Source organism: Agrobacterium sp. M50-1, from assembly GCF_049843495.1.
Lineage (GTDB): Bacteria > Pseudomonadota > Alphaproteobacteria > Rhizobiales > Rhizobiaceae > Agrobacterium > Agrobacterium radiobacter.
The window spans coordinates 423,460-442,569 of sequence record NZ_JBBHZH010000004.1; the positions used below are offsets into that span (position 1 = coordinate 423,460).

The 19,110-nt window shown below is 60.5% G+C and carries 19 protein-coding genes; 5 read left to right on the forward strand and 14 right to left on the reverse strand.

The window, feature by feature from the left end; genetic code table 11:
• Window positions 1-31: 31 nt before the first annotated feature.
• Window positions 32-1,792 (forward strand): peptidoglycan D,D-transpeptidase FtsI family protein, encoded by a 1,761-nt coding sequence (locus tag WDZ78_RS12555; RefSeq protein WP_425673185.1) that lies wholly within the window; start codon window positions 32-34, stop codon window positions 1,790-1,792.
• 87 nt (window positions 1,793-1,879) lie between these two features.
• Here the strand turns inward: WDZ78_RS12555 and rarD are convergent, their stop codons facing one another.
• The 13 genes from rarD to alr all read right to left on the reverse strand — a co-directional run bounded on the left by rarD (window position 1,880) and on the right by alr (window position 13,561).
• Window positions 1,880-2,788: an EamA family transporter RarD gene (gene rarD / locus WDZ78_RS12560; RefSeq protein ID WP_020009517.1), complete on the reverse strand. Its 909-nt coding sequence runs from the start codon at window positions 2,786-2,788 to the stop codon at window positions 1,880-1,882.
• 216 nt (window positions 2,789-3,004) lie between these two features.
• Complete coding sequence (gene pip, locus WDZ78_RS12565) at window positions 3,005-3,961, reverse strand: prolyl aminopeptidase (RefSeq protein WP_425673186.1); 957 nt, start codon at window positions 3,959-3,961, stop codon at window positions 3,005-3,007.
• Between the two features lie 3 nt (window positions 3,962-3,964).
• Window positions 3,965-4,423, reverse strand: a complete 459-nt coding sequence (locus tag WDZ78_RS12570; RefSeq protein ID WP_425673187.1) for a GFA family protein — start codon at window positions 4,421-4,423, stop codon at window positions 3,965-3,967.
• Window positions 4,423-4,896, reverse strand: coding sequence for a GFA family protein (locus tag WDZ78_RS12575; RefSeq protein WP_020009514.1), 474 nt, complete (start codon window positions 4,894-4,896; stop codon window positions 4,423-4,425). Before WDZ78_RS12575 ends, WDZ78_RS12570 begins: the two co-directional genes overlap by 1 nt.
• Entirely contained in the window at window positions 4,893-5,201 is a 309-nt protein-coding gene (locus tag WDZ78_RS12580) for an endonuclease domain-containing protein (RefSeq protein ID WP_026372540.1), read from the reverse strand. The genes WDZ78_RS12575 and WDZ78_RS12580 overlap by 4 nt, the downstream gene beginning before the upstream one ends.
• Window positions 5,202-5,518: 317 nt before the next feature.
• The gene (gene cysS, locus WDZ78_RS12585; RefSeq protein ID WP_425673188.1) at window positions 5,519-6,904 is read right to left on the reverse strand and encodes a cysteine--tRNA ligase; all 1,386 of its coding nucleotides are present in this window, start codon (window positions 6,902-6,904) and stop codon (window positions 5,519-5,521) included.
• Window positions 6,905-7,121: 217 nt separating this feature from the next.
• Window positions 7,122-7,862 (reverse strand): SDR family NAD(P)-dependent oxidoreductase, encoded by a 741-nt coding sequence (locus WDZ78_RS12590; protein ID WP_020009511.1) that lies wholly within the window; start codon window positions 7,860-7,862, stop codon window positions 7,122-7,124.
• Between the two features lie 143 nt (window positions 7,863-8,005).
• Window positions 8,006-9,514, reverse strand: coding sequence for an amidophosphoribosyltransferase (purF, locus tag WDZ78_RS12595; protein WP_020009510.1), 1,509 nt, complete (start codon window positions 9,512-9,514; stop codon window positions 8,006-8,008).
• Between the two features lie 139 nt (window positions 9,515-9,653).
• Window positions 9,654-10,241: a CvpA family protein gene (locus WDZ78_RS12600; protein ID WP_425673189.1), complete on the reverse strand. Its 588-nt coding sequence runs from the start codon at window positions 10,239-10,241 to the stop codon at window positions 9,654-9,656.
• An 89-nt stretch (window positions 10,242-10,330) separates the two neighbouring features.
• A complete protein-coding gene (radA, locus tag WDZ78_RS12605; RefSeq protein ID WP_003502040.1) occupies window positions 10,331-11,737 on the reverse strand; it encodes a DNA repair protein RadA in 1,407 nt (468 codons plus the stop codon).
• 6 nt (window positions 11,738-11,743) lie between these two features.
• Window positions 11,744-12,085 (reverse strand): type II toxin-antitoxin system RelE/ParE family toxin, encoded by a 342-nt coding sequence (locus WDZ78_RS12610; RefSeq protein WP_425673190.1) that lies wholly within the window; start codon window positions 12,083-12,085, stop codon window positions 11,744-11,746.
• Complete coding sequence (locus WDZ78_RS12615; RefSeq protein WP_127757618.1) at window positions 12,051-12,320, reverse strand: type II toxin-antitoxin system ParD family antitoxin; 270 nt, start codon at window positions 12,318-12,320, stop codon at window positions 12,051-12,053. Before WDZ78_RS12615 ends, WDZ78_RS12610 begins: the two co-directional genes overlap by 35 nt.
• Before the next feature lie 65 nt (window positions 12,321-12,385).
• Window positions 12,386-13,561, reverse strand: coding sequence for an alanine racemase (gene alr / locus WDZ78_RS12620; RefSeq protein WP_020009507.1), 1,176 nt, complete (start codon window positions 13,559-13,561; stop codon window positions 12,386-12,388).
• 86 nt (window positions 13,562-13,647) lie between these two features.
• Between alr and WDZ78_RS12625 the strand changes: the two genes are divergently transcribed.
• The 4 genes from WDZ78_RS12625 (at window position 13,648) to WDZ78_RS12640 (ending at window position 17,543) form a co-directional block, all read left to right on the forward strand.
• Window positions 13,648-14,505 (forward strand): AraC family transcriptional regulator, encoded by an 858-nt coding sequence (locus WDZ78_RS12625; protein WP_020009506.1) that lies wholly within the window; start codon window positions 13,648-13,650, stop codon window positions 14,503-14,505.
• 151 nt (window positions 14,506-14,656) lie between these two features.
• On the forward strand, window positions 14,657-15,361 hold the full coding sequence (locus tag WDZ78_RS12630; RefSeq protein WP_026363466.1) for an AzlC family ABC transporter permease: 705 nt from the start codon (window positions 14,657-14,659) through the stop codon (window positions 15,359-15,361).
• Window positions 15,358-15,660, forward strand: coding sequence for an AzlD family protein (locus tag WDZ78_RS12635; protein ID WP_425673192.1), 303 nt, complete (start codon window positions 15,358-15,360; stop codon window positions 15,658-15,660). The genes WDZ78_RS12630 and WDZ78_RS12635 overlap by 4 nt, the downstream gene beginning before the upstream one ends.
• A 188-nt stretch (window positions 15,661-15,848) precedes the next feature.
• Window positions 15,849-17,543: an ABC transporter ATP-binding protein gene (locus WDZ78_RS12640; protein WP_425673194.1), complete on the forward strand. Its 1,695-nt coding sequence runs from the start codon at window positions 15,849-15,851 to the stop codon at window positions 17,541-17,543.
• A gap of 67 nt (window positions 17,544-17,610) precedes the next feature.
• Here the strand turns inward: WDZ78_RS12640 and WDZ78_RS12645 are convergent, their stop codons facing one another.
• Window positions 17,611-19,107: a replicative DNA helicase gene (locus tag WDZ78_RS12645; RefSeq protein ID WP_003502052.1), complete on the reverse strand. Its 1,497-nt coding sequence runs from the start codon at window positions 19,105-19,107 to the stop codon at window positions 17,611-17,613.
• Window positions 19,108-19,110: the final 3 nt, after the last annotated feature.

Sequence of the window (19,110 nt, forward strand, 5' to 3'; positions counted from 1 at the left end):
TCGCCGCCATAAGGGTGGGTGTCATCGGGAAATGATTGCTTTTGTGGTGCGGCTCAAAAGCCGGGCGCATTTCATTATCAGGAGAAATCCCGGGGAGGGCAGTGATGCGATCCTCGGTTCCGCCGCCCGCCGCAGGGTCGATGCGCGCATGAGGCTCGGCATCCTGATCGCCGCCTTTGTCGTCATCTATGGCGTTGTCGCCGCGCGTCTCGTCCAATACGGTCTTGCCGAACCGGTGGCGACCGCATGGATCAACACCGGCGCCAATGCCGTCGCTTCCCGGCCGGATATTGTCGATCGCAACGGCATGCTTCTGGCGACCGATCTCAACATGGTCTCGCTTTATGCGGATCCGCGCAGGATCGTCGATCCGGACGAGGTGGTGGAAAAGCTCGCAACCGTCATCCCCAATCTCGACTGGCGTGAAACGCACCGCAGATTGCGTTCGGATACCGGCTTCCAATGGCTGCGACGCCAGCTGACGCCCCGGCAGCAGGCGGATATTCTCAATCTCGGCATACCGGGCATCGGTTTCCGGCCGGAAAAACGAAGGTTTTATCCGGGTGGCCCCACCGCCTCGCATATTATCGGCCACGTCAATGTCGACAATCAGGGGCTCGCCGGCATGGAGCGTTACCTCGACCAGCAGGGGCTGGCCGATCTGCGCGCCGTCGGTCTTGCCAGCGGCGCGCCGCTGGAGCCGGTGCGGCTCTCCATCGATCTCAGGGTACAGAACATCGTCCGCGAAGTGGTCGTGAAGGCGAAAAGTGCCTATCAGGCCGAAGCCGCCGGTTCGGTGATCCTCGATGTGGAGACGGGCGAAGTGCTGGCCATGGCCTCCGTGCCGGATTACGATCCGAACGAACCTTCCCGCACCCTTGCCGATGGCAGCATCGACAGGGAGTATGAAAAGGGCTGGTTCAACCGCATGAGCAACGCCACCTTCGAGATGGGCTCCACCTTCAAGAGCTTCACGCTGGCCATGGGGCTGGATGCGGGGGCGATCACGCTGGGTTCGGTGGTCGATGCGTCGCGGCCGATCCGCATGGGCGGCTTCACCATCAAGGATTTCAAGGGCCGGAACCGGCCGCTCTCCATTCCGGAGGTGTTTCAATATTCATCGAATATCGGCACGGCGGCGGTGGCCGACAAGGTCGGCGTCGAAGGACATCAACAATTCCTGACGAAACTCGGGCTCCTTAGCAGAATGGACACGGAAATGCCCGGTGTGGCCACGCCCACCCAGCCGAGAACATGGAAGAAGATCAATTCCGTCACCATCTCCTTCGGCCACGGCGTCGCCACCACCCCGTTGCAGACGGCGGTGGCCGCTGCCGCGCTGATTAATGGCGGAAACCTGATTTCGCCGACCTTCCTGCCGCGTTCGAAAGAGGCTGCGGTATCGCTGGCGAGCACCGTCATCAAAGACAAGACCAGTGAGGATATGCGTTACCTGTTCAACTGGAACGGCATCAAGGGCTCCGGCCGTGGCGCGCAGGTGGAGGGATTTCATGTGGGCGGCAAGACCGGGACCGCCGACAAGGTGATCAACGGCCGTTATGCCAAGGATATCAATTTCAACGCCTTCGTGGCCGGTTTTCCCATGCACAAGCCGAAATATGTCGTGCTGACGATGATCGACGCCCCAAGAACCGGCGTGAATGGCGGGCGTACGGCGGCCTCGACAGCAGCCCCGATGACGCGTGAAATCATAGCCCAGACGGCGGGCCTTCTCGGCGTCAAACCGCGTTTCGGGTATGATGCGAACCCGCAATTGCTGGTGGATTACTGACTCCTACTTCCCTTATTCCTGTGACAGGAACAGGAACAGGAACAGGAACAGGAATGAGGAAAGATGGAAATCCCGGCGTCGTGGGTCCTAACGCTTGAGCCGCAGCAGGCTTGAGCCTGTATAGATCGCCAGCGCCACCCAGATCATCGCAAAGGCGGCCATCCGCACCATGTCGAAGGGTTCCTTGAAGACGAAGATGGCGATGAGGAAGATCATCGTCGGTGCGATATATTGCATGATGCCGATGGTCGATAGCCGCAGCAGTTTTGCGCCATTGCCATAGAGGATGAGCGGAACGGCGGTGATGAGCCCGCTTGCCGCCAGAAGCCATGTATCGGCGGAGTTGCCGCCCATGAAATGCGCCTGTCCGCTGAAGGCAAGCCAGATCATGACCAGCACGGCGGGGATGGATAAAAGCATGACTTCCAGCAGGAAACCCTGTGTCGCGCCAATCGGCAATGTCTTGCGGAAAAAGGCGTAAAAACCCCAGGACACCGTGAGTGCGATGGACACCCACGGCAGGCTGCCCGCATGCCAGGTGAGGATGGCCACCGCCAGCGCGACAAGACCGATGGCGGCGATCTGCGCCGGATAGAGTTTTTCCTTCAGAAGCACTGCCCCGAGGAAGATGCTGAACAGCGGATTGATGAAATAACCCAAAGCCGCATCGAGCGCGCGGCCGGCACCGATCGCCCAGATATAGACACCCCAGTTGATGCTGATCAGAGCGGCCGTAAGGCTCGCCATGGCTAGCATTTTCGGGTTTTTCAGCGCCGCCCGGATTTCCGTCGTCCGCCCGATCGCTATGAGCACGGCAGCGGCGATCGGCACCGACCAGACGACGCGGTGAACGATGACCTCGATCGGCGAAATATGCGCAACCGCCTTCATGTAGAAGGGAAGGAACCCCCACAGCAGATAGGCGGAAAGCGCGAAAGCAAAACCGCGCGCGCTATCGCCGCCCTCTTGGGCCGGGAGCGTTTTATCGAGTGCCATGGGAGTACCGCCAATTATTAGGGATTGCCCTTCATACCGGATCGGCGTGGCGCGAGCCAATTCATTTCCGTGAAGCGTCCATGAGAAAAACTGCATGAATAAAAGGCGGTTTGCCCTTGAAACGGGCTGCGGTCGTAACCGGCCGGATGATTGCCGCTGGAAAACCAGCGTGAATCATTCTCTCATCCGGCCGGTCCAAGGCTCTGAAAGGACTGGCTATTTTCCAGCGAAACGGTCGTTGGCGCGGATCAGCTGATCAAGAATGCCCGGTTCGCTCATTGCATGTCCCGCCGCCTCGATGATGTGGAAATCCGCCTTCGGCCAGGCCTTGGCCAGCTGCCAGGCATATTTCAGCGGGCAGGGCATGTCATAACGCCCATGCACGATGACGCCGGGGATGTCCCTGAGCTTGCCGGCATCACGCAGCAATTGCCCTTCCTCCAGCCAGCCGCCATTGACGAAGAAATGGTTTTCGATGCGCGCGAAAGCGATGGCGTATTTATCCTCGCCGAAATCCTCGACACGGTCGGCGTCAGTGACGAGCGCGATGGTCGCCCCTTCCCATTGGCTCCATGCCTTGGCGCATTCGAGCTTCTTCGCCTCGTCGGTCCCCGTGAGATAGCGGTTATAGGCCTGCATCATCTCGCCGCGCTCGGCTTCGGGAATAGGCGCGATGAAATTTTCCCAGCGGTCGGGATACATTTCGGAAACGCCGAACTGGTAGTACCAGTCCAGTTCCGGTCTGGTGACGGTGTAGATGCCGCGCAGAACCAGTTCGCTGACGCGCTCGGGATGGGTTTCGGCATAAGCGAGCGCCAGCGTCGAGCCCCAGGAGCCGCCGAAAACCAGCCATTTCTCGAAACCGCAGAGCGCGCGCAGCCTTTCGATATCGGCAACCAGATGCCATGTGGTGTTGGCTTCAAGCTCCGCATGCGGCGTGGAGCGGCCGCAGCCGCGCTGATCGAACAGGATGACGTCGTAAAGTGCCGGATCAAAAACCCGTCGATGCGTCGGGTTCACCCCGCCGCCCGGGCCGCCATGCAGGAAAACCGCCGGTTTTGCACCGCGTGTGCCCACCCTTTCCCAATAGATCGTGTGGCCGTCGCCGACATCAAGCATGCCGGTCTCGAAAGGTTCGATCTCGGGGTAAAAGCCGCGCAATTCTTCGGTCATGTCTTAGTTTCCTTCGGGTGGCCATTTGGCCGTGTCGTGATCCGGATGCTGATAGGAGGTGATTTCCGCCTCGTCGACGCCCTGTTCCACGGCCGGCTTGCCGAAGAGCTGCTCGATCCACGGCATGCGCTTGTGGAAATTGACCTGCACCTGCGGTTCGATGCGCTCCGGCTCGTCAAAAGCGCCGATGGCGATCTCCACGCCGCCGTGATAATGATAGGTCAGCGGCGTGCCGCATTTGTTGCAGAAACCGCGATGAATTTTCGCCGAGGAGCGGAAGAGGGCAGGCTGGCCGCGCGTCCAGATCAGATGCGCCTGATCGGCGCTGACCAGCGCGCCGAAGAAATTGCCGAAATGTTTCTGGCACATGCGGCAATGGCAGATGGAAGCCCGGCCGAGCTTGCCCGCATGGAAACGCACGGCGCCGCACTGGCAACCGCCGGAAAATCCCGCTTCGCTCATTATCTGTTCTCCGGTGGCCAGTTTTCGGTGTCGTGGTCGGGGTGCTGATAGGAAACGAGATCGGCGAGATAGTCCACCTGCGTCAGGTCGTCCTCGGTGGCAACGGCGGGCAGCGTGTGAAGGCTGTCGACAAAATCGATCTTGCGTTCCACGCCCCACTGAATGGTGGGTGGCAGCGCGGCGGGATCGTCGAAGGCCCCGGCCGCCACCGCTACGCCATCAGGCGCCTCATAGGTGAGCGGGGTTCCGCATTCGGGGCAGAAACCGCGCTTGACGACACTGGAGGACTGGAAGCGTTTCGGCTCTCCCCGGGTCCATTCAAATTCCACGCCGCGCACCGAAACCAGCGGCGCGTAATAGGCCCCGAAAGCCTTCTGGCACATGCGGCAATGGCAGATGGAACTGTCTTTCAGCTCTCCGATGGCGCGAAAACGGATCGCGCCGCACTGGCATCCGCCGGTATATGTCGTCATGGTCGGTCCTCCTTCACCGTTCGGATAATGTGGAGACAGACATTGTCGATGTCTCTGAGGATATCCTCGTTCCAGAAACGGAGGACTGTCCAGCCGAGTTCCTCAAACGTCCGTGTTCTCTGCTGGTCGTAGGCTGCCGCAGCGGCTTCCGCATGTTGAAACCCATCCAATTCGACGATGATCTTATGCGAGGGGCAAGCGAAATCAACGATATATCCGGAGACTGGCAGCTGGCGTCTGAAAGACATGCGGTCAAGGCGGTGAGCGCGGACAGCGTTCCAGAACTTTAGTTCTGCGTCGGTCATGGCCTTTCGCATCTGCCGGGCATGTGACCGATGTTGAGGATTAACCTTGGCGTGGGGCACGGGATGCTCGCGGCTTGATGGGGTGCCGCGAGATTGGAGTATGGCGTGGGTGAAAGCAAGGGCGTATCGTGGGGCTCACCCCCCTCTGCCCTGCCGGGCATCTCCCCCTCAAGGGGGGAGATCGATCTGTGGCTCGGCCTTGCCCATCTCGACGCTTAAGAGTGAAGTTGAGGTCGTGCTTCTAGCTGATCTCCCCCCTTGAGGGGGAGATGCCCGGCAGGGCAGAGGGGGGTAAGGTCGCTAGCCGCAACGCTAAATTACCGCTTCAACTCCCACGTCGTCGTCCGCTCCCCGGTCTCCTTGTCCTTGCCATCCTTCAGCTGAATGCCCTTCTCGGAAAGCTCGTCACGCAAACGGTCCGCTTCCGCAAAGTTCTTCGCCTTCAGCATTTCCAGCCGCAGCTCAACCAGAGCATTGACGGCGGCAACGATGGCCTCGTCCATTTCCGTCTTCTTCGGCAGGACACCGAGCAGGGCAGCACTCGCCGCAAAGGCGGGCAGCCTCGACGGATCGGTATTGGCGGCATGCGCCAGCGCATGCAGCGCCTGAACGGCGGCAACCGTGTTGAGATCGTCGGCGAGCGCTTCGAGCACGGTTTCGTCCGGCGCGGCATCGGAGGCTTCCGCCGCCGGCCACTTGGCGAGCAGGCGTTCGGCCTCTTCCAGACGCTTCACCGAAAAATCGATCGGCTCGCGATAATGCGTCATCAGCATGGCAAGGCGCAGAACCTCGCCGGGCCATTTCCGGCCGCCGAATTTCTCCGTGTGCAGCAATTCGTAGATTGTCACGAAGTTGCCCTCGGACTTCGACATCTTGCGGCCTTCCACCTGCACGAAGCCGTTATGCATCCACACATTGGCCATGACATGCGTGCCGTTGGCGCAGCGTGATTGCGCAATTTCGTTCTCATGATGCGGGAAGATGAGGTCAAGTCCGCCGCCGTGAATATCGAAGACTTCACCGAGGTAGCGACCGGCCATGGCCGAGCATTCGATGTGCCAGCCCGGACGGCCACGACCCCAGGGGCTTTCCCAGCCCGGTTCATTATCCGAGGACAGTTTCCACAGCACGAAATCGCCAGGGGTCTTCTTGTGAGCTTCCACCGCCACGCGCGCGCCGGCCTGCTGCTCGTCCAGCGGCCGCTTGGAAAGCTGGCCGTAATCCGCCATCGAGCGGGTGTCGAACAGCACCTCGCCGCCTGCCGTATAGGCATGGCCGCGGGCGATCAGCTTCTCGATGAGGTCGATCATTTCCGCAATGTAGTCGGTGGCGCGCGGCTCGACGGTCGGCGGAAGGCAGCCGAGCGTGGCCACATCCTCATGGAACTGGTCGGCGGTCTTTTTTGTCACCGCATGGATGGCGTCGTTCAGCGGCAGATGCGGATAATCCCGCAGCGCCCGCGCGTTGATCTTGTCATCGAGATCGGTGATGTTGCGGGCATAGGTCACATGGTCTTCGCCAAAGACGTGGCGCAGCAGCCGGTAGAGAACATCGAACACGATGACCGGGCGCGCATTGCCGATATGGGCAAAATCATAAACGGTCGGGCCGCAGACATACATGCGCACATTGTCAGCGTCGATCGGCGCAAATTCCGCTTTTTCGCGTGTGAGTGTATTGTGAAATTTCAGGCGCAAGGACATGCGGCAGTTCCCTAAAGGCAGAATATTATCCTGGCCGGAACGTTTATCTTTCTTGACCTTGCGGGAGACGAAAACGATCTGGCCGGTGGCGAACCAGCAAAAAAAATCTCAGCAGCAGGTGCAGATCATCGTTCTCATATCTTGCTTTATGGCGCGGCGGTGCGGCCCGGTCAAGAGCAACCGTGGTGACCAAATCGTCGCTCCGAGCGGAAAATATTCACTCCGGCTGGCGGTAGTCCACGAATTTTCCCTCGCGCACGAGGAAGAGTTTGCCTGTTTCGGTCAGGTCGGGCGAGGCGAGCGGAAGAATGGCCGCAGCCACCTCCGATGGATGCGGCACGGTGGCCGGATCCTCGCCGGGCATGGCCTGGGCGCGCATGGCGGTGCGGGTGGCGCCGGGATTGATGCTGTTGACGCGAAGGGCGCTCTTTTGCGTCTCCGCCGCCCAGGTGCGAGCCAGCGCTTCGACTGCCGCCTTGGAGGTGGAATAGACACCCCAGAAGGGGCGACAGCTATGGGCGGCGCCCGAGGACAGGATGAGTGCGCGGCCGGCATCCGACTTCAGAAGCAGCGGCTCGACCGAGCGGATCAGCCGCCAGGTGGCGGTGACGTTGATGTTCATGACCCTTTCGAAGACTTTCGCCTCGATATGGCCGACCGGCGAGATGACGCCGAGAACGCCTGCATTGGCGACGAGAATATCCAGTTTTCCCCAGCGCTCGAAAATATTCGCGCCCAGCGCATCGATGGCTTTCATGTCGGAGAGATCGAAGGGAACGAGCGTCGCCGTGCCGCCGACGGCCTTGATGGCGTCGTCCAGCTCCTCAAGGCCGCCCACCGTGCGGGCGCAGGCGATGACATGCGCGCCGGCCTTGGCAAGTTCCAGCGCCGTGAAATAGCCGATGCCGCGCGACGCGCCGGTAACGAGAGCGATGCGGCCCTTGAGATTGATAGTCATGGTCTCCCCCGAATTGATTGCGCTTCCTTCTACGAAGCGCGGCTGGCCTTTCGCAAGCGATCATATCGTCGCATGCGCTTGCCTGAACAAAAGGCAAGAAAAAAGCGGCCCCGGAAGCCGGCGGCCGCTTCTGATCTGGAAAATCAGCCGTTGCTGGCCAGCATGGAAATCTTGCTGCCCATGGCCTCGCCGTTCTGGTCGAGAAGGCGGGTGGGATAGTCGCCGGTGAAATAATGGTCCGTGAACTGCGGACGCGCCGGGTTGCGGTTTTCACCGCCAACGGCGCGATAAAGCCCGTCGATCGACAGGAAGGCGAGCGAATCGGCGCCAATGAATTTCGCCATCGCTTCGACATCGGCATATTGGTTGGCAAGCAGCTTGTCGGCGTCAGGCGTGTCGATGCCGTAGAAATCCGGATGGAAGATCATCGGGCTGGCGACGCGGATATGCACTTCCTTGGCGCCGGCCTCGCGGATCATCTGCACGATCTTTACCGAAGTCGTGCCGCGCACGATGGAATCGTCCACCAGCACCACGCGCTTGCCTTCGATCATCGCCCGGTTGGCGGAATGTTTGAGCTTGACGCCGAAAGCGCGGATCTGCTGGGTCGGCTCGATGAAGGTACGGCCGACATAATGGTTGCGGATGATGCCGTATTCGAAGGGAATACCGCTTTCCTGCGCAAAGCCGAGGGCTGCCGGCGTGCCGCCATCGGGAACCGGAACCACGACATCGGCTTCCAGCGGCGCTTCCTTGGCAAGGTTCATGCCCATATTCTTGCGCGTCGTATAGACGTTGCGGCCGCCGACGACGGAATCGGGACGGGCGAAATAGACATATTCGAACAGGCAGAGACGCTCCGGCTGCGGCTTCGACGGCTTGCGCGCATCGATGGTGATCGAGCCGTCAGGCTGGATTTCGCAGATGATGACTTCGCCATTTTCAACGTCGCGGACGAATTTCGCACCGATGATATCGAGAGCGCAGGTTTCCGAGCAGAAGATCGGCTTGCCATCAAGCTCGCCCATCACCAGCGGGCGGATGCCGATCGGGTCACGCGCGGCAATCAGCTTGGTGCGCGTCATCGCCAGCATCGAATAACCGCCTTCCATCTGCCTGATAGCGTCGATGAAACGATCGGCGGTCGAAGAATGGCGCGAACGGGCGATGAGGTGAAGGACGACTTCGGTATCGGAGGTAGACTGACAGATCGCGCCGGTGGCGATGATCTGGCGGCGCAGCGTCAGGCCGTTGGTGAAATTGCCGTTATGGGCAATGGAAATGCCGCCTTCTTCCAGCTCGGCAAACAGCGGCTGCACGTTGCGCATCGCCACTTCACCCGTCGTGGAATAGCGGGTGTGGCCAATCGCGATGGAGCCGGGCAGGCGGGCAAGGGTTGCCGGATCGGTATAATGATCGCCGACGAGACCCATATGGCGTTCCTGATGGAAGCGCTTACCGTCGAAGGAAACGATACCGGCTGCTTCCTGGCCGCGATGCTGAAGCGCATGCAGGCCGAGAGCGGTCAGCGCCGAGGCATCGGCATGGCCGAGAATGCCGAACACGCCGCATTCTTCATGCAGCGTGTCGCCGTCGATCTCTTCCTTGAAAGTGGCCCCAGGGAACGGGGAATGCGAAAGCGGCTCAATCATCCGGCTTGCCCTTGCTCTCTACCGAGAAAAAAAGAAAGACCTCTCCGGTGAGTATTTCCCCCGGTCGGTCCGTCTGTGTCGTGCTTGATATTTAGCACAAATAGCGCGCCTTGCATGCATTGCAAGGCGCGACACTGTGTCAATTATTCGTTGCCGGCAGATTTGTTGCCGGCACATCTTCCGCAGGCGCCTGCGTGGTCGTCGGTTCCTGCGGCTTTCCGAGGATGCGGGCGCGGATCTGCGGCTCGATATCGTCAGGCAGCACCGCCTCCAGCTTGCCCACCAGCCCGTCGAGGAAAGGCTTGGACTTCGCCTGCGTCACCCATTCCGGCTGCGTCTTCACATCCACCAGCCAGTTCCAGAAGGCGACCGCGACGACCAAAAGCAGAATGCCGCGTGCTGCGCCGAACAGGAAACCAAGCGTGCGATCCAGCGCGCCGATGCGGCTGTCGATGATGAAATCGGCAATGCGCGAGGTGATGAAGGAAATCACGATCAGCGAAACGAGGAAGACCACGCCAGCCGAACCGGCAATGGCGATCTTGTCGTCATCGGTATAGTTGCGCGCATAGGGCAGCAGGACCGGATAAAGATAATAGGCGGCGGCGACCGAACCGGCCCAGCTCGCGATCGACAGAATCTCGCGGGAAAAACCGCGTACCATCGCAAGAATGGCGGAGAAAAGAACAACGGCGATGACGATGCCGTCGAAAATTGTAATGGGCATATACCAACTCCGGAGGTGCGACGCCTTGTCAGACGCTGCCTTGCCAATTTTGCGATCCTCTTACACCACTGTTTCCCTTGGCGAAAGGATCAATATTCGTCGTCCTCAACCTGTTTGAACCGGTTGCCGGAGCCGGCGATGCGGGCCACGAGGTCCGGAAGGCTTTCGATTTCCGTCCAGCGCCCTTTGCCGCCTTTCGGCAATTCAGCCGAAGCAGAAGGCAGAAGTGCGGCGGAAAAGCCGAGTTTTTCAGCTTCTTTCAATCGCTGGCCCGTATGCGAGACCGGCCGCACCGCGCCCGACAGGCTGATTTCGCCGAAATAGACGCAATCGGCGGGCAGGGCAAGACCGGCAAGCGAGGAAACGAGCGCAGAGGCAATCGCCATATCGGCGGCCGGTTCGGAAATGCGGTAACCGCCGGCGACATTCAGATAGACGTCGTGCTGGCCGAGCTTCACGCCGCAATGGGCCTCCAGCACGGCAAGGATCATGGCGAGCCGCGAACTGTCCCAGCCGACCACGGCGCGGCGCGGCGTGCCGAGCGAGGTGGCGGCGACCAGCGCCTGTACTTCGACCAGGATCGGGCGTGTGCCCTCCATCCCGGCGAAGACGGCTGCGCCGGGCGATTTTTCGTTGCGCTCGCCCAGAAACAGTTCGGAAGGGTTGGAAACCTCGCGCAATCCCTTGTCCGACATTTCGAACACGCCGATCTCATCCGTCGGTCCGAAGCGATTCTTGACGGTGCGCAGGATGCGGTAGTGGTGGCCGCGGTCGCCTTCGAAATAAAGCACGGCATCGACCATGTGCTCCACCACGCGTGGACCGGCAATCTGGCCTTCCTTGGTGACATGGCCGACCAGCACCATGGTCGCTCCCGTCTGCTTGGCAAACCGGATCATCGCCTGCACGCCGGTGCGCACCTGCGTCACCGTGCCGGGGGCGGAATCGGCCGTGTCGCTCCAGAGCGTCTGGATGGAATCGATGATGATGAGATCGGGACGTTTGCCCTCGGAAACCGTCGCCAGAATATCCTCGACATTGGTTTCGGCGGCCAGCAGCACATCCGTCTCGGCCGCACCCAGCCGCTGGGCGCGCAGGCGCACCTGCGCCACAGCTTCTTCGCCCGAGACATAGACGATGCGATGCCCGCGACGCGAAAGGGCGGCGGCCGCCTGCATGAGCAGGGTCGATTTGCCGATGCCGGGATCGCCGCCGATCAACACCGCCGAACCGCGCACGAAACCGCCGCCGGTCGCACGGTCGAGTTCGCTGATGCCGGTCGGAATGCGCGGCGCTTCCTCGATCTCGCCGGAAAGCGAGGTGAGGGTCACAGGCCGACCCTTCTTGGGTGTCTTGCCCGGCCCGGAGCCGATGCCGCCCATCGGGTCTTCCTCGACGATGGTGTTCCATTCGCCGCAGCCTTCGCATTTTCCCGCCCAGCGGGTATGAACCGTGCCGCAGTTCTGGCACACGAATTGGGTCTTGGCTTTGGCCATCTTGTGTCAGTTTTCTTCTTGTTTGAAATGGTCGGCGGAGATGTCTTGATGGTCGTGAAGCACGGGCATGACGGTAAGCTCGCTATCGCTGACACGAAAGAAAATCACGCGCTCCCGGTACGCAATACTGCGAATCCCAACGCCGTATCCGCTTCTTGCAACGCCAGTCAAACCAAGTGCCGCCGTCGATTCGATTTTATTGTAGATATCAAGAACGAGGCGATCCGCAGCAAGGGGATTTTCAGTCTCGATATAGGCATGATCATCAACGAGATCGCGCCTCGCCCTGGTGGTCCATACAGGGATCCGAATCTTAATGATCGATCCCCGTTTTTTGTTGCGCAGCAACGCGTTTGATATCGCTCAGAAAGTCGTCCTGGGAGGCATAACGGTGAACCCGTCCGGCTTCTGCATCATCAATGCCCTCCTGAATCAGCAATTTAAGGGCGGCTCTCTTGCCTTCGTCACTACTCAGCAATTGCAGGCTCGCATGAATAACGGCGTCCGCATCGCTGTAGATGCCCGCGGCCACCTGTTCTTCGATGAACTTCTCGTCCTGCTCGCTCAAATGGATTTCGGGCATTTCGATCTCCTTTTGTTCTCTTCTAGCACAGGTCGCCGCCGCTTTCCAAGGGCTAAAGGCGCGGCTCAGTCGTCGGCCATCAGATATTGCCGCTCGTAACGCAGGCCAAGCCCCGTCAGCATCTCGTAACCGATGGTGCCGGCCGCCCGTGCGGTCTCGTCTACCGGCACATTGGGGCCGAAAAGCTCGATATAGTCGCCGGCGCGGATGGCATTGGCCGGAACATCCGTCACGTCGAAAATGGTGAGGTCCATGGTCACGCGGCCAGCTACCGGCACCTTGTGGCCGTTGACCACGCCATAGGCGCCGCCATGGCCCATTTCGCGCAGCGGAATGCCGGAGCCGGAAAGCGAACGCTGATATCCATCCGCATAACCGACGGATGCGATGGCGAGGCGGCTTGCCCGTTTCAGCAAGAAGGTGCCGCCATAACTCACGGTCTGGCCTTCGCCCGCTTCGCGAATCTGGATGATCCGCGCTTCGGCGATGGCGACGGGCCGCATCGGGTTTGCCATGCCGTTGACCGCTTCGCCGCCATAAAGGGCGATGCCGGGGCGGGTGAGGTCGAAATGATAGTCGGGACCGAGGAAGATACCGGCGGAAGCCGAGAGACTTGATTCAATACCTTCGAAGGCGTCGCTAACCCTGCGGAATGATTCGAGCTGGACTTTGTTCATCGGCGAGGAGGGGGTGTCGCCACAGGCGAGGTGCGACAGCACCAGAACCGGGTCGAAACTCGCCGGCCTTGTCACGTCGTCGGCCAGAAACAAGGCGTCGTCGAGCGGCAGTCCGAGACGGTTGAAGCCGGTATCCACATGCAGTGCGCAGGGGTGGTCACCACGCTCGGCAACCGTCGCCATCCAGAAGGAAAGTTGCTCCTCGGAGGCCAGAACCGGCACCAGGTCATTGTCAAAGACCTGGCGTTCCTGACCCTGCCATATGCCCGATAGTACGAAGATACGTGCCTCCGGGGCATAGGAACGCAGGGTCGCACCCTCGGCCACAGTCGCCACGAAGAAATCGCGGGCGCCGGCGTGGTAAAGCGTTGCGCCGCAATCCTCGATGCCGAGACCATAGGCATCGGCCTTGACGACAGCCGCCGTCCGCGCCTTGCCGGAACGCTTTTTCATGTCCCGCCAATTATCGGCGAGAGCGCCGAGATCGACGGTCAGCCTCAGCGGCGCGTGCTCGAAAGCATCGGTTTCGTTTTCGGGAAAGCTATCTTCGAAGTCGTCTGTCATGCCATGCGTCCGGTTGATCTTGAACCGGTTGGGACCCTAGCACTTTTGTTCAAGACGGTAAGGACGGAATGCTCTAAACTTCGCTCATGCACAATGTTTCGCAGGAACAGGCCCTTGATTTCATGCCCGTCGCCACGACGGAAACGACGCGTTTCTGGCGTGACCGGCGTTTTGGCGGCATGGAGTGCCTGAGCGCGACTTTTCTCACCCACGAATATTCGCCGCACGCGCATGACACGTTTTCCATAGGCGCGATCGAAAGCGGCTCGCAGATTTCCACCATCCAGGGCACCACCGAACAGACGGGGCCGGGGCATCTTTATCTCATCAATCCGGATGAGATTCACGATGGCGCACCGGGCGGCGGTGGTTATCGTTACCGGATGATCTATCCCGATACGGAACTGCTGCGCGACATCATCGAAGATGTGACGGGCAGGGTTTTCCACGGCACACCATCCTTCCCAAGATTCCTGCCGCGCGATCCGCAGATGGCGGCCGCCTTTCAGATGGCGCACCGGCGGCTGGAGGAGAAATCCGGCGCTCTTGAGGCGGATGAGGGCATGTTCTCTGTTCTGGCGGCCTTGTTCGGCAAGCACGGCAGCGCCATCCTTCTGCCGGTCGAGACCCGCGAGAAAACGGCGGTTTACACCGCCCGCGACTATCTTTCCGACAATTACGAGACCGATATCGGCCTTGAGGAACTCGCCTCCATCGCCGGCCTCAGCCGCGCCCACCTCATCCGCGCATTCCGGAAAGAGTTTCACATCACCCCGCATGCCTATCTGACGGATGTGCGCATCCGCAGGGCGCGCCGGCTTTTGCGCGCTGGTGAGATGCCGGCCGAGGTTGCGGCGCTGTGCGGTTTTGCCGATCAGGCGCATTTCACCCGGCATTTCAAGGCCCGCACCGGCGTCACGCCGGGGCAGTTCCGGGTCGCTTGAGTTTAAAGTATTTCCAGGAAAGTGGGCCCCGGTTTTCCGTTCGTAAATGCGACAGGACAAAAACGGCCTTCCAGCAGCGAATAATATCACTTTCGTTCAAGACCGCAGGATATCGCAAGCGTAGTCCCTTTCTTTCAAAAGGGAGAATGCGATGTCCATATCGGGAAGAAGCGGCGAATTCGGCGCGGGATTGAGGGCGGCTGCCCCGTTGCTCGTCGCCATGGTGCCGATCGGCGTGGTGTTCGGTGCGGTCGCCATCGGCAAGGGCCTGTCGCCGCTGGAAGCTTCGCTGATGTCGCTGCTGGTCTTTGCCGGCGGCTCGCAATTTGTGGCGATGGATTTATGGACCCATCCGGCAAGCTGGAGCGCGCTTGGATTTGCGGCGCTGCTGGTCAATCTGCGACATGTGCTGATGAGCGCCTCCATCGCCGGCAAGCTGGATGATTTCAGGGGCTGGCGGAAATATGCGGCCATGCTGGTGCTGACAGATGAATCCTGGGCGCTGTCGGAGTTCCGCGTCATTGCTGGCCGATTGACGGCGGGTTTCTTCACTGGAGCTGCATTGTCAATCTATCTCGTCTGGAACCTCGCAACCCTTGCCGGCGCGCTGCTGGGTTCGGTCATGGGGGACATGTCGGCCATCGGTCTGGATTTCGCCTTTCCGGCTGTCTTCATCGTGCTGCTCATGGGCTTCTGGAAGGGCAGGGAAACCGGCTTTGTGCTTCTGGCAAGTGCCTCCGCGGCCTGTCTCACCCATGCGTTCGTTCCTGGCGCCTGGTATATCGCCGCCGGCGCGCTGGCGGGACTTGCCGTTGCCGCCTTCGGTCATGAGGAAGCGGCGGAGCAGCCGGCATGACGCTCGATCCGAACACGCTGCTCACAATCCTTGCCATGATGGCGGCAACCGTCGCCACGCGTCTTGGCGGCCTGCTGCTGGTCAGCCATTTTACCCTGACGCCGCGCCTTAAAAAGGCGCTCGGCGTGGTGCCTCCCGCCGTTCTGATGGCCGTGGTCACCCCGACGGCGCTTGCGACCGGGCTGGCCGAAACCATTGCCTGCGCGCTAACCGCCATCGCGGCGCTGCGCCTCAGCCTCCTGCCAGCCGCCGCGCTTGGTGTTGCGGCCGTGGCGCTGCTGCGCGGGATCGGATTGTGAGACAATGCCGTCAACCCGTTGAAAATATTCCTCCCTCGGGAACGGAGCGCGCGGGATGGTGCGCAAACCTGCTCCACGCGGAATATTGAATGTGAACGGACGACCATAGCCCAGGCTTGAGCGAAGGCTTCCAAGTCGTTATCCAATGCCTGCCGTATCTTTCATGCAGCGCCGGGCGGGAGAGAGTGATGACGGGCAATCGTGAAGTTGCATTCGGACCGCTTTCCCGGATCTATTCCGAGGACCTGAAGACGTCATGGCCGTCTATCACTTTCTTGCTGCTGACGATCCTGCTCGGGTCTGTTCTCGCAACCGCCGGGCCTTATGTGTTTTCCCGTTTGATCGACGATCTGCCGGACGCGCCGCTGCAATGGATGCTCGGTTTTTCGCTCTATGCGGGCCTGACGGCGCTGGCGACGGGTATCCAGCGCTCCACGCAATATATGTCGGTGATCCATTCGGAGCGGCTGGAATATGTCGCGACAACGCGCTTCTTCGAGCGCATCGTCCATAAACATCCGTCGTTCTTCAACGATCACAATCCGGCGGAAATTCAGGCCGCGCAGACACGGGGCGCTTCGGCCGCCTCGGCGATCATGCAGATTGGCCTTATTTATTTCGTGCCGGGCATCGCCACGTTCCTGTTCAGCACCCTGTTGCTGGGAACGGTCCTCAGTGCGGATCTGGTCGCCATCGTCATTGTATATGGCGCGGCCTTCATCGCGCTTACGCTCGCCTCGAACCGCCTGACCACGCCGTTTCTGGAAAAGGCCATCGAAGCCGGGCAGGAGAATGCCGGTTTTGTCGGAAACGCCATCGGCATGATCGAGCCTTTGCGGCATACCGGCAGCACGGCATGGATGAAGCGTCGTTTTGCGGATAATGCGGGCTCGATCTATCATAACTGGCGGCTTTATTCCCTGCGCCGGATCGGCTTCGTCTTCACCATCTCGCTCGCACTCGCCATGCAGATGGTCATCGGCTTTTATCTGCTGTTGCCGCGTTACGAGGCGGGAGCCCTCTCGATAGGCGATATCGTTCTCTTCAACACCCTTCTGCTTCAGCTCAACATGCCTTTTGAACTGATCGGGCAATCGATCAGCGAGGCGGTCCGTTCCTTCGCCCATTTCGCGCCCTATGCCCGCATGTGGAATGCGCCGGAAGAGGAGGAACCGCCCGATGCCAACCCGCTGCGGCTATCGGGCAAAGCGATAGAATTCGACGATGTGGGTTTTCGCTACGAAAACGGTCGCGGCGTCGAAGGCGTTTGTTTCACTGCAACGCCGGGGCGTCTGACCTTCATCACCGGCGAGACCGGTTCCGGCAAATCGACACTCTTCCGGCTCCTGCAGAAAACCATAGCGCCGCAATCGGGTCGCATCAGCGTCGATGGCACCGATCTGACTACAATCGGCCGCGACGACTGGTTTGCCGTTGCTGGCATCGTTCCGCAGGAGGTGCAGTTGCTGAACGACACGCTGCGCAGCAATATCGTGCTCGGGCGAGTGCTGGATGAGGAAAAACTGCGCCGCTCGGCCGAGCGCGCCGCCATTCTTGACCGGATAGAGGCGATGCCGGAGGGTTTCGATACGATTGTCGGTGAAAGGGGCCTGAAGCTTTCCGGCGGCGAGCGCCAGCGGGTTGCGATTGCCCGTGCGCTTTATGGCGAACCATCCATCCTGTTGCTCGATGAGGCAAGCTCGGCTCTGGACGAGGAGACGGAGCGGGAAATCATGGACCAGTTAAGGCGGGTCGACAGCGATATCACCATCATCGCCATTACCCACCGCCAGAGCAGCATCCGCGCCGGAGATCAGGTCATCGCCTTGCCGAGCGGGGCAATCAATGAATCGGACTCTGAAGTGCCAGTTCCAAGCCATTGAAAAACCTCGCCCCACCCTGGAACAGGACGGGGCGAGGCTTTTCAGCAATAGCCGGCGTGGCTGCGCGTCAATGCTCTTCGTACTGGCTGAAGCTTGGATCGGCGAGATCGGTAAATCGGGTGAATTCGGACTGGAAGGCGAGCTTCACCGTGCCGGTCGGTCCGTGACGCTGCTTGGCGATGATGACGTCGGCCGTGCCTTTCACCTTGTCGAACAGGGCTTCCCATTCAGTATATTTGGGATCGGAAATATCGCGCGGCTCCATGTTCTTGACGTAATATTCCTCGCGGAACACGAACAGCACCACGTCGGCGTCCTGCTCGATGGAGCCGGATTCACGAAGGTCGGAAAGCTGCGGGCGCTTGTCTTCGCGGCTTTCCACCGCACGGGAGAGCTGTGACAGCGCGATGATCGGAACATTGAGTTCCTTGCCCAGCGCTTTCAGACCCGTGGTAATCTGGGTGATTTCCTGCACGCGGTTTTCGCCGCTCTTGCCGGAGCCGGTCATCAGCTGAACGTAGTCGACCACGAGAACATCGAGGCCGCGCTGGCGCTTCAGGCGGCGGGCGCGGGCGGAAAGCTGGGCAATCGAGATGCCACCGGTCTGGTCGATGTAAAGCGGCACCTTCTGCATCATCTGGGAGCAGGCGACGAGCTTTTCGAAATCGGCCTCGGTAATGTCACCGCGGCGGATTTTCGAGGAAGACACTTCCGTCTGCTCGGAAATGATACGGGTGGCGAGCTGTTCTGACGACATTTCGAGCGAGTAGAAGCCGACGACGCCGCCGTTCTTGGCCTTGTACGACCCGTCCGGCTGCACTTCCTGCTCGTAAGATGCGGCAATGTTGTAGGCGATGTTGGTCGCAAGCGAGGTCTTGCCCATACCCGGACGACCCGCAAGCACGATAAGGTCGGAACGCTGCAACCCGCCCATGCGGGCGTCGAGCGAATGAATGCCGGTGGAAATGCCCGAGAGATTGCCGTCGCGCTCGAAGGCCGCCCCCGCCATATCGATCGCCAGCGCCACGGCATCGTTGAACGACTGGAACCCGCCATCGTAACGGCCGGTTTCCGCCAGTTCGAACAGGCGGCGTTCGGTATCTTCGATCTGCGCCTGCGGCGGCATGTCGAGCGGGGCGTCGTAGGCGATGTTGACGACATCCTCGCCGATCTGGATCAGCGCACGGCGCAGCGCCAGATCATAGATCGCCCGGCCGTAATCTTCCGCGTTGATGATCGATACGGCTTCCGCCGCCAGACGTGCGAGGTACTGCGCCACGGTCAGATCGCCGATCTTGTCGTCGGCGGGCAGGAAGGTCTTGATCGTCACCGGATTGGCGGTCTTGCCCATGCGGATGATATCGCCCGCCACCTCGAAGATCTTTCGGTGCAGCGGCTCGTAAAGATGCACCGGCTTCAGGAAGTCCGACACGCGGTAATAGGCGTCGTTATTGACGAGGATGGCGCCGAGCAGCGCCTGTTCAGCCTCGATGTTGTTCGGCGCCTCGCGGTAATGCGGTTCCGCCGGCTGCGCGGGGGTGATCTTTCTCACAGCGTCGTTCATGGT

Coding starts and splice junctions, on each gene's coding strand:
- WDZ78_RS12555 (WP_425673185.1), top strand. CDS start 32: ATGATTGCTTTTGTGGTGCGGCTCAAAAGCCGGGCGCATTTCATTATC.
- rarD (WP_020009517.1), bottom strand. CDS start 2,788: ATGGCACTCGATAAAACGCTCCCGGCCCAAGAGGGCGGCGATAGCGCG.
- pip (WP_425673186.1), bottom strand. CDS start 3,961: ATGACCGAAGAATTGCGCGGCTTTTACCCCGAGATCGAACCTTTCGAG.
- WDZ78_RS12570 (WP_425673187.1), bottom strand. CDS start 4,423: ATGAGCGAAGCGGGATTTTCCGGCGGTTGCCAGTGCGGCGCCGTGCGT.
- WDZ78_RS12575 (WP_020009514.1), bottom strand. CDS start 4,896: ATGACGACATATACCGGCGGATGCCAGTGCGGCGCGATCCGTTTTCGC.
- WDZ78_RS12580 (WP_026372540.1), bottom strand. CDS start 5,201: ATGACCGACGCAGAACTAAAGTTCTGGAACGCTGTCCGCGCTCACCGC.
- cysS (WP_425673188.1), bottom strand. CDS start 6,904: ATGTCCTTGCGCCTGAAATTTCACAATACACTCACACGCGAAAAAGCG.
- WDZ78_RS12590 (WP_020009511.1), bottom strand. CDS start 7,862: ATGACTATCAATCTCAAGGGCCGCATCGCTCTCGTTACCGGCGCGTCG.
- purF (WP_020009510.1), bottom strand. CDS start 9,514: ATGATTGAGCCGCTTTCGCATTCCCCGTTCCCTGGGGCCACTTTCAAG.
- WDZ78_RS12600 (WP_425673189.1), bottom strand. CDS start 10,241: ATGCCCATTACAATTTTCGACGGCATCGTCATCGCCGTTGTTCTTTTC.
- radA (WP_003502040.1), bottom strand. CDS start 11,737: ATGGCCAAAGCCAAGACCCAATTCGTGTGCCAGAACTGCGGCACGGTT.
- WDZ78_RS12615 (WP_127757618.1), bottom strand. CDS start 12,320: ATGCCCGAAATCCATTTGAGCGAGCAGGACGAGAAGTTCATCGAAGAA.
- alr (WP_020009507.1), bottom strand. CDS start 13,561: ATGACAGACGACTTCGAAGATAGCTTTCCCGAAAACGAAACCGATGCT.
- WDZ78_RS12625 (WP_020009506.1), top strand. CDS start 13,648: ATGCACAATGTTTCGCAGGAACAGGCCCTTGATTTCATGCCCGTCGCC.
- WDZ78_RS12630 (WP_026363466.1), top strand. CDS start 14,657: ATGTCCATATCGGGAAGAAGCGGCGAATTCGGCGCGGGATTGAGGGCG.
- WDZ78_RS12635 (WP_425673192.1), top strand. CDS start 15,358: ATGACGCTCGATCCGAACACGCTGCTCACAATCCTTGCCATGATGGCG.
- WDZ78_RS12640 (WP_425673194.1), top strand. CDS start 15,849: ATGACGGGCAATCGTGAAGTTGCATTCGGACCGCTTTCCCGGATCTAT.
- WDZ78_RS12645 (WP_003502052.1), bottom strand. CDS start 19,107: ATGAACGACGCTGTGAGAAAGATCACCCCCGCGCAGCCGGCGGAACCG.